This window comes from Streptomyces sp. NBC_00503, assembly GCF_036346895.1.
In the GTDB taxonomy this organism is placed as follows: Bacteria; Actinomycetota; Actinomycetes; order Streptomycetales; family Streptomycetaceae; genus Streptomyces.
The window spans coordinates 5771754-5784366 of sequence record NZ_CP107855.1; the positions used below are offsets into that span (position 1 = coordinate 5771754).

Below are 12613 nucleotides of genomic sequence, written 5' to 3' on the forward strand. Positions count from 1 at the left end.
GTGCGTACCTCTGCCAGACGAGTGGAGGGCCCGAGAAGTTGCCTGGCGGGGTCAGGACATTTGGGCGAGTACCGCCGGAACCTCGTCCACGGAGTCCACGAGCGCGATCCGGGACTCCATCGCGCGGCCGCGCGCCAGGGCCTGGAGCAGCGGCCAGGCCGGGAGGTGCTCGGTCCAGTGGGTGCGTCCGACGAGGATCATCGGGGTGGGCTCGCCCCGCGATCCGTAGTAGTTCGGCGTCGCGTTGTCGAAGATCTCCTGGACGGTGCCGGCGGCGCCCGGCAGGAACACCACGCCCGCGTTGGACCGGGCGAGCAGCCCGTCCTCCCGGGTGGCGTTCGCGAAGTACTTGGCGATGTGGCCGGCGAAGGCGTTCGGCGGCTCGTGCCCGTAGAACCAGGTCGGGATCCCCACCGAGTCACCGCCCGGTCCGGCCGGCCAGCGCTCGCGTACGGAGAAGGCCGCCCGCGCCCAGTCGGACACCGACGGGGCGAAGGAGGGGACCTCGGCCAGGATCTCCAGGGCCTCGGGCAGGGCCTCGTCGGGGGCTTCGGCGAGGTAGGCGCCGAGGTTGGCCGCCTCCATCGCACCCGGACCGCCGCCGGTGGCCACGGTCAGCCCGGAGCGGGTCAGCGCCCGGCCGAGCTCGGCCGCACCCCGGTACTCGGCGCCGCCGCGGGCCATGGCGTGGCCGCCCATCACACCGACCACGCGGGCGCCGGCGAGGTGCTCGTCGAGGGCGTCGGAGATGGCGTCGTCGTGGATGGAGCGCAGCATCGAGGAGAAGACGTCCCCGTCCGCCTTGGTCTCCTGGAACCAGGCGTAGGTCTCGGCGTCAGGGGTGGCCTCGTAGCCGCCGGAGAGGCCCGAGAAGAGCTCCTCGGCCGTGTACAGCAGCCCCCGGTACGGGTCGAAGGGCAGGTCGGGGACGGGCTGGAAGACCAGCGCGCCGTCCGCGCGCACCTTCACCGAGGCGTCGGGCTCCATCGCGCAGCCCAGGAACACGGCCGCTGAGGTGTCGGCGGACAGCAGGGCGAAGGTGCGCTCGAGCAGGTTCACCGACTGGATCCGGTACCCGCTGAGCGAGCCGCGGGCCACGACCCGGTCGAATTCGGCGAGCGTCTCGATCTCGGTGTCGATGTATCGATTGACCATTCGGCCCACCCTAAGGGCTCGCCTCAGTGGGTCAATGCCAGCGACGTCAGCTGTGCGACACCCCACACGAGCGGCAGGCACCCGGCCGCCAGCGCGAGCGCCCGTACGGTGGCGGCGCTGCGCAGCACGCCCGCCGGGGCGCCGATGCCGGTCAGGGTCGCGCGGGTGGTGGCCCGGGCCTGGCGGACCTCGACGGCCGAGGTCAGCAGGGTGGCGGCCGCGCACAGCACCACCAGCGCGGCGGCCGGCGCGGTCAGCGGCCCGAGTGGGACCTGCAGGCCGCCGCGGTCGCGCAGGGCCACGGCGCTGAGGGCGCCCGCGCCGACCGCGCACAGGACGCCGAGCGGGGCGCCGAGCCGGGGGGCTTCCTCCTGGAGGGTCCGGCCGGCCAGCAGCCGCAGCGCGCCCGGACGTACCGACTGGACCAGTGCCCCGCAGGCGTAGGCGAGGCCGGGACCGGCGAGGGCGAGCCCGGCGGCGGTCAGTGCCCAGCCGGCCGGCGGACCGGCGCCGCCGGGCCCGGCGTAGGCCAGGGCTGCGAGTCCGCAGGCGGCCAGTGCGATGCCCCAGGGCAGCACGGTCTGCGGGGCCGGCCGGGGTCGGGGGCGCAGGGCGAGGGCGGTGGCGATGGAGGCGGCCAGCGGGAGCAGGGCCAGCAGGGTGAGGGCTGCGGCCACGGGCAGCGGCTGCTCGGCGTGGAGCAGCCCGGCCCCCGCTCCGTCGAAGGGCAGCCCGGCCACGTCCCCGCGCAGGTGGAGGAAGACGGCCAGGGCCACGGCGCTGCCGAGGGTGCAGGCGACGGCGGTGGAAATCGCCGCGACCAGAGTGAGCCGTACGGGTCCCAGCCCGGCCGCGTCCAGCCCGTCCCGGGGGGCGGTCGCCGGGTCGGTACGGGCCACGGCGACGGCGAACTGGACGGTGACGGCGAGCGGCACCAGGGCCCACAGCAGCCGAGGGAACGATCCGGCTGGGCGGGCCGTGGCCTGCGCGAGCACGTACAGCAGCAGGAAGCCGCTCCCGGCGGAGGCTGCGGCGACCAGCAGTCGGCGGAGCTGGACGAGCGGCCGGGAGCCGCGGGCTAGGCGGAGAGCGAGCACGCGGCCTGGTCCTCCGGGGGCTGGGGGAAGGCGGTCTGGTGGGCGGCGGCCGCGGCGGCGGCTGGGCGTCCGTCGAGCAGGGCGACCCGCCGGTCGGCGACGGCCGCGGTCTCCTCGTCGTGGGTGGCCAGCACCACGGTGATCCGGTGCGAGCGGGCCGCGGTGGTGAGGGTACGGAGCAGCAGGGCGCACTCGGCGCGGTGCAGCGGGGCCGTGGGCTCGTCGGCGAAGATCACGGCGGGTTCGCCCGCGAGGGCGCGGGCGAGGGCCACGCGCTGGGACTCGGCGCGGTTGAGGGCGCCGGGGCGCTTGCGGGCGAAGGCGCCGATGTCGAGGCGGTCCAGCCATTCGCAGGCGGCCCGTTTGGCGCTGCGGTGGCTCGCGCCCGCGATCAGCAGCGGCAGGGCGGCGTTCTCCCAGACCCGGAGCTCGGGCAGCAGCTGCGGTTCGGGGCCGATCCAGCCGAACCGGTCGCGGCGCAGCCGCTCGCGGGCCAGGGCCCCCATGGTGTGCACGGGGACGCTGTTGAACCAGACCTCGCCCTGTTCGGGCAGCAGCTGCCCGGACAGGCAGCGCAGCAGGGTGGTCTTGCCGCTGCCGCGGGGGCCGGTGACGGCGAGGATCTCACCCGCGCGGATGCCGATCGAGACCCCGATGAGTCCGGGCGAACCGCTGTGGGAGTAGTGCAGGGACCGAGCCCAGAGCACGTCGTCCTGGGGCGGGGCATTGTCTGGCGGAGCTTTGTCCGGTGGAGCCACCATGGCGTACACCTCCGTCCGGGGGAACGAAGCGGAGCCGCGTAGGTCACTGGCACCGCAATGAGATGTAAAGAGATGAACGTCTTGGATGGTGACAGCACACGGCCCGGACCCTCTCGTTCTCACTCGAACGGAGGATCCGGGCCGTGTGGTCGGACTATTTACTCTCGGACTATTTACTGCGTGTTACTGCTCGCGGACGGCTGCTGGTTAGAGCTTGGTCCAGGCCTCGGTCAGCACGCGGCGCAGGATGCCTTCGATCTCGTCGAAGGTGCCCTGGTCGGCGGTGAGCGGCGGGGCCAGCTGGATGACCGGGTCGCCACGGTCGTCGGCGCGGCAGTACAGGCCGTTCTCGAAGAGCGCCTTGGAGAGGAAGCCGTAGAGCACGCGCTCGGTCTCCTCGTCCGTGAAGGACTCCTTGGTGACCTTGTCCTTGACGAGCTCGATGCCGTAGAAGTAGCCGTTGCCGCGGACGTCGCCGACGATCGGCAGGTCGTGCAGCTTCTCCAGCGTCGAGCGGAAGGCGTCCTCGTTGTCCAGCACGTGCTGGTTGAGGCCTTCCTTGTCGAAGATGTCGAGGTTGGCCAGCGCCACCGCGGAGGACACCGGGTGTCCGCCGAAGGTGTAGCCGTGCAGGAAGGTGTTGTCACCCTTGTAGAACGGCTCGGCGAGCTTGTCCGAGATGATGCAGGCACCGATCGGGGAGTAGCCCGAGGTCATGCCCTTCGCGCAGGTGATCATGTCCGGGACGTAGCCGAACTTGTCGCAGGCGAACATCGTGCCGAGGCGGCCGAACGCGCAGATCGTCTCGTCGGAGACGAGCAGCACGTCGTACTGGTCGCAGATCTCGCGGACGCGCTGGAAGTACCCGGGCGGCGGCGGGAAGCAGCCACCGGCGTTCTGCACCGGCTCCAGGAACACCGCGGCGACGGTGTCCTCGCCCTCGAACAGGATCTCCTGCTCGATCTGGTCGGCGCACCAGCGGCCGAAGGCCTCGGGGTCGTCGCCGTAGATCGGGGCGCGGTAGATGTTGGTGTTGGGCACCTTGTGCGCGCCGGGAACCAGCGGCTCGAAGGGGGCCTTGAGGGCCGGCAGACCGGTGATGGACAGGGCGCCCTGCGGGGTGCCGTGGTAGGCGACCGCGCGGGAGATGACCTTGTACTTGGTGTGCTTGCCCTTGAGCTTGAAGTACTGCTTGGCAAGCTTCCAGGCGGTCTCGACGGCCTCGCCGCCACCGGTGGTGAAGAAGACCTTGTTCAGGTCGCCCGGGGCGTAGTTCGCGAGGCGCTCGGCGAGCTCGACGGCCTTGGGGTGCGCGTACGACCAGATGGGGAAGAACGCGAGTTCCTGGGCCTGCTTGTAGGCGACCTCGGCCAGTTCCTTGCGGCCGTGACCGGCGTTGACCACGAACAGTCCGGCGAGACCGTCCAGGTAGCGCTTGCCCTTGTCGTCGAAGATGTAGGTGCCTTCACCCCGCACGATGGTGGGTACGGGCGCGTTCTCGTACGACGACATGCGGGTGAAGTGCATCCACAGGTGGTCGTACGCGGTCTTGGAGAGGTCCTGGCTCACGGGCTATCTCGTTCCCCACATGTAGGTCTGCTTCTTCAGCTTCAGGTAAACGAAGCTTTCGGTTGATCGCACGCCGGGGAGCGCACGGATCTTCTTGTTGATCGTCTCCAGCAGGTGGTCGTCGTCCTCGCAGACGATCTCCACCATCAGGTCGAACGAGCCCGCGGTCATCACCACGTACTCGCATTCGGCCATCGCGGTCAGCGCGTCTGCCACGGGGTCGAGGTCTCCCTCGACGTTGATGCCGACCATCGCCTGGCGCCGCAGCCCCACGGTGAGCGGGTCGGTGACGGCGACGATCTGCATGACGCCCTGGTCGAGCAGCTTCTGAACCCGCTGGCGCACCGCTGCTTCGGACAGGCCCACGGCCTTGCCGATCGCCGCGTAGGGGCGCCGGCCGTCCTCCTGCAGTTGCTCGATGATCGCCAGGGACACAGCATCGACCGAAGGGGACGGTTGTCTGTTCCTGGAATCTGCGCTTCGACTGACCACGCCCTCACTGTGCACGAGGAGTCGTCTGTTCCGCAAGGCGAGAACGATGTAATTCGTTGTTTGAGGACTCGAATCTCACTGATTCCGTAGTTCGTGGTGTGCGGGCCTGTCGAAAACGGCGTCCGAGGGGCTAGGCTGAGTAGCTGTCTCAACCATTGGACATGTGATCACAGGAGTGTGGCTGTAGTGACCACCGAACTGCGTCGTCTGCGCAACTACATCGGCGGGGAGTTCAAGGACGCCGCCGACGGGCGGACCACCGAGGTGGTCAACCCCGCCACGGGCGAGGCGTACGCGACCGCTCCCCTCTCCGGCCAGGCGGACGTGGACGCCGCCATGGCCGCCGCCGCGGCGGCCTTCCCGGCCTGGCGCGACACGACCCCCTCCGAGCGCCAGAAGGCGCTGCTCAAGATCGCGGACGCCTTCGAGGCGCGCGCGGACGAGCTCGTCGCCACCGAATCGGAGAACACCGGCAAGCCGCTGGGCCTCACGGCCAGCGAGGAGCTGCCGCCGATGGTGGACCAGATCCGCTTCTTCGCGGGCGCGGCCCGCCTGCTCGAGGGCCGTTCGGCCGGCGAGTACATGGAGGGCATGACCTCCATCGTCCGCCGCGAGCCGGTCGGCGTCTGCGCCCAGGTGGCGCCGTGGAACTACCCGATGATGATGGCCGTCTGGAAGTTCGCCCCGGCCATCGCCGCGGGCAACACCGTGGTCCTCAAGCCCTCGGACACCACCCCGGCCTCGACCGTCCTGATGGCCGAGATCATCGGCTCGATCCTCCCCAAGGGCGTCTTCAACGTCGTCTGCGGCGACCGCGAGACCGGCAAGGCCATGGTCGAGCACTCCACCCCGGCGATGGCCTCCATCACCGGCTCGGTGCGCGCGGGCATGCAGGTCGCCGAGAGCGCCTCCAAGGACGTCAAGCGCGTCCACCTGGAGCTCGGCGGCAAGGCCCCGGTCGTGGTCTTCGAGGACGCCGACATCGCCAAGGCCGCCGAGGACATCGCGGTCGCGGGCTTCTTCAACGCCGGCCAGGACTGTACGGCGGCCTGTCGCGTACTGGTCCACGAGTCGATCCACGACGAGTTCGTCGCGGCGCTGGCCAAGAACGCGGCCGACACCAAGACCGGTCAGCCGGACGACGAGGACGTGCTCTACGGCCCGCTGAACAACCCGAACCAGCTCAAGCAGGTCGCGGGCTTCATCGAGCGACTCCCCGCCCACGCCAAGGTCGAGGCGGGCGGCCACCAGGTCGGCGAGAAGGGCTACTTCTACGCCCCCACCGTGGTCTCCGGCCTCAAGCAGGACGACGAGATCATCCAGAACGAGGTCTTCGGCCCCGTCATCACCGTCCAGTCCTTCACGGACGAGGCCCAGGCCCTGGAGTACGCGAACGACGTCGAGTTCGCGCTCGCCTCCTCGGTGTGGACCAAGGACCACGGCCGCGCGATGCGGATGTCCAAGAACCTCGACTTCGGCTGCGTGTGGATCAACACCCACATCCCGCTCGTCGCCGAGATGCCCCACGGCGGCTACAAGAAGTCCGGCTACGGCAAGGACCTCTCCGCCTACGGCTTCGAGGACTACACCCGCATCAAGCACGTGATGACCTCGCTCGACGGCTGATCCGAGGCTCACTGAGGTCTGGCGCGAGGTCTGGCGCGACGGCCGGACGGCCGCTGCATTGATCAAGCCACAGCCTTGAAGGGGCGGGTAGTAGACAACATGTCTATTGCCCGCCTCTTCGCGTTCGCCGAGGCTTTGGCCATGCCTGAACTCGCCTTCTCCCGCCGCGCGGCGATGCGCGGCCTCGGTGCCGCGGGCCTGCTGGCCGCTCTCACCGGCTGTGGCGTCCCCGCCGCCTTCGTCCCCGAGTACCAGCGGGAGGGCCGGGACCGTTCCGAACGGGACCGCAGCGTCTCCTTCTCGAACTGGCCGCTCTACATCGACACGGACGACGAGGACGAGAACCGGAGGCCGACGCTGGACGCCTTCTCGGAGAAGACCGGCATCGACGTCCGGTACACCGAGGAGATCAACGACAACGACGAGTTCTTCGGCAAGGTCAGCCCGTCCCTGATGAACCACCAGGAGACCGGCCACGACCTGGTCGTGGTCAGCGACTGGATGGCCGCCCGCTTCGTCCACCTGGGCTGGGCCCAGGCGATGGACCGCTCGGCGCAGCCCAACGTGGCCAAGCACCTCGACCCGCAGCTGCGCTCCCCGGCCTTCGACGAGGGCCGGCTGCACACCGTCCCCTGGCAGTCGGGGATCACCGGCATCGCCTACAACCGCAAGGCGCTCGGCCGGGAGATCAAGTCCGTCAAGGACCTCTGGCAGCCGGACCTGGCGGGCAAGGTGACGCTCTTCTCCGGCCTCGACGAGTCCTTCTCCCTGCTGATGCAGGGCAACGGCGTCGACGTCACCCGGTGGACCGAGTCCGACTTCCACCGGATGTGCGACCACGTGGAGAGCATGGTGAAGAAGAAGCACATCCGCCGCTTCACCGGCAACGACTACACCTCGGACCTCAGCAAGGGCGACGTCCTGGCCTGTCAGGCCTACTCCGGCGACGCGATCCAGCTCCAGGCCGACAACCCCGACATCGAGTTCGTGGTTCCGGAGGAGGGCGCCGAGCTCTGGGCGGAGAGCATGCTCGTCCCCAACCTCGCCCGCCACAAGGCCAATGCCGAAGCACTGATCGACTTCTACTACGCCCCCGAGGTGGCCGCGAAGCTCGCCGCCGCCGTCAACTACGTCTGCCCGGTCCCGGCCGCCCGCGAGGTTCTGGCCGCCTCCGAGGACAAGGAGACCGCCGAGCTCGCCGAGAACCCGCTGATCTTCCCCGACGACGACATGCGCAAGCGCCTCGTCCTGGCCCGGGACATCTCCTCGGCCGAGCGTGCACCCCTCGCCAAGCGGTGGAACGCCATCGTCGGCCTCTGAGGGGAGTTGATCACGGTCCGGCCACGGAACTGAACGCGTTCAGCAATTCGACTGAACGTGTTCAGAAACCTGCGTACGCTGACACCCATGAGCGAGAGAAGCGCCCTTGAGCGGCGTATCCGTGGCTGGCTGGTCCTGTTCGTCGTCTGCCTCGTCCTCAGCGGACTCACCGCCTTCCCCCTGGTGAACGAGCTCCACTGGACCAACTCCCTGATCTCCCACGACTGGCTGCGCCGCGTGGGCGACGGGCTGGACCGGGCCGACCGCGACTACCCCTTCCTCCTCTACGGCACCGACTGGCTCGCCTTCGCCCACCTGGTGATCGCGGTCTTCTTCTACGGAGTCCACCGCGACCCCGTCCGCAACATCTGGATCGTCGAGGCCGGCATGATCGCCTGCCTCGGAGTGATACCGCTGGCCCTGATCTGCGGCCCGATCCGCGGCATCCCCTTCTGGTGGAGCGTCATCGACATGTCGTTCGGCGTCTTCGGAGTGATCCCGCTGCTGCTCCTGCGGCGCATGATCAAGCGGCTGGAATCGATGTCGCCTGACGGCTGCTTGGTGAAGGCGGCCTGACGGCTACTTCCTGAAGGCCGCCTTCACGATGCCGAAGGCCACCGCGTTCATGCCCTCGCCCTTGGCGTCCGTGGAGTTCACCGAGTAGACCAGGGTGCGGGAGAGGTCGCGGGTCGCGCCCATCGCCGTGTTGTAGCCGTACCGGCTGCCCGTCTTGCCCCAGGCGACCGTGCCGTCGGGCAGGGCGATCCGGGACATCCCCGCCGTCAGGGTCGCGTCCTCCCCGCTGTCGAAGTCCTTCACCCCGGGCACCGTGAACATCTCCTCCAACTGCGCCTTCGGCACGACCCTCCCGCTGAACAGCGCAATCGTGAACCGCTCCAGATCGGCCGTCGTCGAGATGATGTCCCCGGCGGCCCAGCGGTCCGAGGAGTTCCACTCCGTCACATCGCGCAGCTCCCTCGAACCGTCCGCCTTCTCCACCGCCTGGTAGCCCTGGTTGTGCGGCCCGTGGATCTTCGTCTGGGGCCGGCCCGGGAACGAGGTTCCGTGCAGCCCCAGCGGCTTCAGGATCCGCCGGCCCACCGCCTCCTCGTACGTCGTGCCCGTCACCTTCTCGATCAGTACACCCAGCAGCGTGTAGTTGATGTTCAGGTAGTGCTGGGCCGCGCCCGGCGTGAACTCCGGCTTCTTCGCGAGGGCGTTGGCGAGCTGATCGTGCGGGTCGGTCACGTCGAAGCGGTGCTCCCACTGCGCCTCGAAGGAGTCGCCCGGCCCGTCGGCCCACGGTATCCCGCTGGTGTGGTTGAGCAGTTGCCGGACGGTGACGGCGGCGTAGGCGTCGGGGACGGTGTCCGGCAGGTACTGGCGGACCGGCTTGTTCAGGTCCACCCGGCCCTCGGCCGCGAGCTGCAGCACCACCGACGAGGTGAAGGTCTTGGTCACCGACCCGGCCCGGAAGCGGCCCTGCTCGACGGCCTCCCGCCCGGTGCGGATGTCCGCGACTCCCGAACTCCCCTGCCAGGAGCCGCTCGTACCGCCCACCCTGACCAGGGCGGCCGTCGCGTCCTTGTTCTGCGGACCGAGGCCGGCGATCGCCTTCTCCAGTGCCGCGGCGTTCGGCGGCGTGGAGACGGTGGGTGCGGCGGGTCCGGCGGGCGAGGCGATCGCGGCGGAGACCGTGCCGGACACCGCGCCCGGCGCCGGGGCGGCGTGGGCGACGGCCGGTCCGGCCGCCACGCCCAGGACCAGGGCGGTGGCGATCAGTGTGCGGGTCGTTGCGTTCATGGTGGGATCCCCCTGTCGGCTCTCGGAGCGACTTCCGCCCCGATGACCTCAATGCTGCAGGTCAGCAGGGCAGTTGCGGATCACCACCGAGAGTGGTCTTCACCGGTCCGACAACTCACCGTGTCGGGGGAGGAGGCCCTCGCCGTCTCACTCCCCAGAGGGAGATACCCAAGAGCCAGTCGGCCCGCCTGCCGCGATCAGACCCGTCTCGTACGCGCAGATCACCGCCTGGATCCGGTCCCGCAGCCCCAGCTTCGACAACACGTTGCCCACATGCGATTTGACCGTGTGCTCGCTCACCGTCAGCGCCCCCGCGATCTCCGCGTTCGACAGCCCCCGCCCCAGGTGCAGCAGCGTCTCCCGCTCCCGGGCCGTCAGCGCCTCCAGGCGCTCGGCCGACAGGGCCTCCCCGGCGGCCGGCCGGGCGGTCGCCGCCGTGTACTCCTCGATCAGGCGCCGGGCCACCGAAGGCGCCAGCAGGGAATCGCCGGCGGCCACCACCCGTACCGCGTGCACCAGATCGTCCCGCCGCACGTCCTTGAGCAGGAACCCGCTGGCCCCCGCGTGCAGGGCCTCGTACACGTACTCGTCCGAGTCGAAGGTCGTCAGCATCACCGTCCGGCAGGAACTGCTCGCCGAGATCGTCCGGCACGCCTCGATGCCGTCCAGCACCGGCATCCGGATGTCCAGCAGCGCCACGTCCGGCGCGAGGTCCCGTACCGCGGCCACCGCCGCCGCGCCGTCCCCGACCTCCGCCACGACCTCGATGTCCTCCTGGACGTCCAGGATCATCGCGAAGCCGCTGCGCACCAGCTCCTGGTCGTCGGCCACCACCACACGGATCGTCACATCCCCACCTCCTGACCCGACGTTACAAGGGTGACCCGCACCCGGAACCCGCGGCCGTCCGGCCCCGGACCGGACTGCGCCGTTCCACCGTGGGCCGCCGCCCGCTCGCGGATCCCGATCAGGCCGTGCCCGCCCGAGGCCGCGGCGCCGCGCCCGCCGCCGCCCGCCCTGTCGGTGCCAGGCCCGCCGCCGCCCCCGCCCGGCCCCCGCCCGTCGTCCGTGACCGTCACCGCGAGGTCCCGCGGGCCGTACTCCAACCGGACGGCCACCCGCGACGCCCCGGCGTGTTTCACCACGTTCGTCAGCGACTCCTGCACCACCCGGTGCACCGTCGCCTCCAGCGCCGCGGGCAGGGGGCGCACCGCGCCCGTGCGCTCGTAGCCGACCTCCAGCCCGCTGCCCCGGACCCGCTCCAGCAGCCCCGCCAGCTCCTCGATGCCGGGCTGGGGCCGGCGCGGGGCCGCAGCGGCGCCGCCGTCGGTCCGCAGCACCCCCAGCATCGTGCGCAGCTGTGCCATGGCGTCCCGGCCCGTCTCGGCGATCGCCTCGAAGGCGGCCTCGGCCCGCTCGGGGGCCCTGCGCACCGCCACGGGACCGGCCTCGGCCTGCACGATCATGATGCTGACCGCGTGCGAGAGGATGTCGTGCATCTCCCGCGCGATCCGGGCCCGTTCGCGGGCGGCCGCCTGTTCCGCCTCGATCCGGTTGGCCCGCTCCAGCTGCGCCGCCCGGTCCTCCACGGCCGAGGTGTACGCCTGGCGCGTGTACTGGAGCCGGCCCAGGGCGTAGGCCGCGGCGGTGACGAAGAGGGTGAACAGCAGCTCGCGCGCGGTCCCGGTGTTCCAGCCCACCGACAGGGCGACCGCCACGACGGTGAGCCCCGCCACGGCCAGCCGCACCCGGGCGGTGCTCAGCAGGGCGACGGTGTAGAAGGCGATGAGGCCGGCGTACGGGATCGGCTGCCCGGGCCCGTCCACGGCCAGTTTGTAGACGCCACCAAGGGTCAGGACCGCGACGAGCACCGCCACCGGAGCCCGCCGCCGCCAGACCAGCGGAACCACGGCGAGCACGGTCATCGCGTACGAGGCCCAGTCCGCGGGCGGCAGGTCGGCCGAACGGGGCACCACGAACGGCATGGTGACGGCCAGCAGCACCAGCAGCGTCAGCCCCAGGTCCTGCAGACGTGGATCGGCCCCCCGGACCCGCGCTCCGATCTCCCCCCAGGTACGTCTCTCCAGTCGAGCTCGGCTCACCGGCCGAGCTCGGCCCGTACGGCTCCCAGCACGTCCACCCGGTTCGTGGTGATCGAGTCGGCCCCCGCCGCGATCAGCGCGCGCATCGACCGCTTGGTGTCCGGGGTCCAGGCCGACACCAGCAGGCCGTCGCGGTGCAGGGCGTCCACCAGTTCCCGTCCGACCAGCCCGAAACGGTAGTTGAGCCAGCTCGGGGCCACCGCGTCGATCAGCACCCGGCGCGGCGGCGCGAGCGTGGTCCAGGTCAGTGCGATCTCGGCGCCCGGATCGGCGGCGCGGACCGCCAGCATGGTGGCCGGGCCCGCGCAGTAGTACGTACGGTCGCGCGCCCCGCATTCGCGGACCTGGCCCACGACGGTCCGTACGGTCTCGGCGCTCGCGCCCGGCAGGTCGATCATGACCCGGCCCGCGCCGGCGGCCATCAGGGCGTCGCGCAGGGTCGGAATCCCGCCCTGCGTCAGCTCCTTGAGCTGTGGGGCCGTGACGGCGTCCAGGCGCACGTCATGGCCCCACAGCCGGTGGAGGCTCTCGTCGTGGAGCAGTACGGGGACCCCGTCACGGGTCGTCCGGACGTCGATCTCCACCGCGTCCGCCCCGCGGGTGAAGGCGGAGCGGATCGAGTCGAGGGTGTTCTCGCGGACACGGTAGGGATCCCCGCGGTGGCCTACGGCAGTCAGGGTGCGCATGC

At 70.7% G+C, this 12613-nt stretch carries 12 protein-coding genes; 3 read left to right on the plus strand and 9 right to left on the minus strand.

All coding sequences use genetic code 11. From position 1 onward, the window contains the following. Positions 1-51 precede the first annotated feature (51 nt). From OG490_RS26825 to OG490_RS26845, 5 genes are all read right to left on the minus strand, one after another. On the minus strand, positions 52-1155 hold the full coding sequence (locus OG490_RS26825) for an LOG family protein (RefSeq protein WP_330298822.1): 1104 nt from the start codon (positions 1153-1155) through the stop codon (positions 52-54). A 23-nt stretch (positions 1156-1178) separates the two neighbouring features. Beyond that, entirely contained in the window at positions 1179-2252 is a 1074-nt protein-coding gene (locus OG490_RS26830; RefSeq protein ID WP_330298823.1) for a hypothetical protein, read from the minus strand. Beyond that, positions 2234-3013: an ABC transporter ATP-binding protein gene (locus OG490_RS26835; RefSeq protein ID WP_330298824.1), complete on the minus strand. Its 780-nt coding sequence runs from the start codon at positions 3011-3013 to the stop codon at positions 2234-2236. Before OG490_RS26835 ends, OG490_RS26830 begins: the two co-directional genes overlap by 19 nt. A gap of 207 nt (positions 3014-3220) precedes the next feature. Beyond that, on the minus strand, positions 3221-4582 hold the full coding sequence (locus tag OG490_RS26840) for an aspartate aminotransferase family protein (protein WP_330298825.1): 1362 nt from the start codon (positions 4580-4582) through the stop codon (positions 3221-3223). 3 nt (positions 4583-4585) lie between these two features. Next, on the minus strand, positions 4586-5089 hold the full coding sequence (locus tag OG490_RS26845) for an Lrp/AsnC family transcriptional regulator (protein WP_214937061.1): 504 nt from the start codon (positions 5087-5089) through the stop codon (positions 4586-4588). Positions 5090-5260: 171 nt separating this feature from the next. Here OG490_RS26845 and OG490_RS26850 point away from each other — a divergent pair, with 171 nt between their 5' ends. The 3 genes from OG490_RS26850 to OG490_RS26860 all read left to right on the plus strand — a co-directional run bounded on the left by OG490_RS26850 (position 5261) and on the right by OG490_RS26860 (position 8596). Then, positions 5261-6700, plus strand: coding sequence for a gamma-aminobutyraldehyde dehydrogenase (locus OG490_RS26850; protein WP_330298826.1), 1440 nt, complete (start codon positions 5261-5263; stop codon positions 6698-6700). Between the two features lie 141 nt (positions 6701-6841). Next, the gene (locus OG490_RS26855) at positions 6842-8020 is read left to right on the plus strand and encodes a polyamine ABC transporter substrate-binding protein (protein ID WP_330301082.1); all 1179 of its coding nucleotides are present in this window, start codon (positions 6842-6844) and stop codon (positions 8018-8020) included. A gap of 87 nt (positions 8021-8107) precedes the next feature. Next, on the plus strand, positions 8108-8596 hold the full coding sequence (locus OG490_RS26860; protein WP_330298827.1) for a hypothetical protein: 489 nt from the start codon (positions 8108-8110) through the stop codon (positions 8594-8596). Positions 8597-8599: 3 nt separating this feature from the next. Here OG490_RS26860 and OG490_RS26865 read toward each other — a convergent pair whose 3' ends face one another. From OG490_RS26865 to OG490_RS26880, 4 genes are all read right to left on the minus strand, one after another. After that, complete coding sequence (locus OG490_RS26865) at positions 8600-9823, minus strand: serine hydrolase domain-containing protein (protein WP_330298828.1); 1224 nt, start codon at positions 9821-9823, stop codon at positions 8600-8602. Positions 9824-9970: 147 nt separating this feature from the next. Beyond that, positions 9971-10672 carry a response regulator transcription factor gene (locus OG490_RS26870; protein ID WP_330298829.1) on the minus strand — a complete coding sequence of 234 codons (702 nt, stop codon included), beginning with the start codon at positions 10670-10672 and terminating at the stop codon, positions 9971-9973. After that, a complete protein-coding gene (locus OG490_RS26875) occupies positions 10669-11925 on the minus strand; it encodes a sensor histidine kinase (protein ID WP_443065882.1) in 1257 nt (418 codons plus the stop codon). Before OG490_RS26875 ends, OG490_RS26870 begins: the two co-directional genes overlap by 4 nt. Next, positions 11922-12611: a glycerophosphodiester phosphodiesterase gene (locus OG490_RS26880; protein ID WP_330298830.1), complete on the minus strand. Its 690-nt coding sequence runs from the start codon at positions 12609-12611 to the stop codon at positions 11922-11924. The genes OG490_RS26875 and OG490_RS26880 overlap by 4 nt, the downstream gene beginning before the upstream one ends. Positions 12612-12613: the final 2 nt, after the last annotated feature.

Bases quoted from the DNA above. Each gene is read 5' to 3' on its own strand.
- OG490_RS26825 (WP_330298822.1), bottom strand. From the start codon at position 1,155: ATGGTCAATCGATACATCGACACCGAGATCGAGACGCTCGCCGAATTC.
- OG490_RS26835 (WP_330298824.1), bottom strand. From the start codon at position 3,013: ATGGTGGCTCCACCGGACAAAGCTCCGCCAGACAATGCCCCGCCCCAG.
- OG490_RS26855 (WP_330301082.1), top strand. From the start codon at position 6,842: ATGCCTGAACTCGCCTTCTCCCGCCGCGCGGCGATGCGCGGCCTCGGT.
- OG490_RS26860 (WP_330298827.1), top strand. From the start codon at position 8,108: ATGAGCGAGAGAAGCGCCCTTGAGCGGCGTATCCGTGGCTGGCTGGTC.
- OG490_RS26865 (WP_330298828.1), bottom strand. From the start codon at position 9,823: ATGAACGCAACGACCCGCACACTGATCGCCACCGCCCTGGTCCTGGGC.
- OG490_RS26880 (WP_330298830.1), bottom strand. From the start codon at position 12,611: ATGCGCACCCTGACTGCCGTAGGCCACCGCGGGGATCCCTACCGTGTC.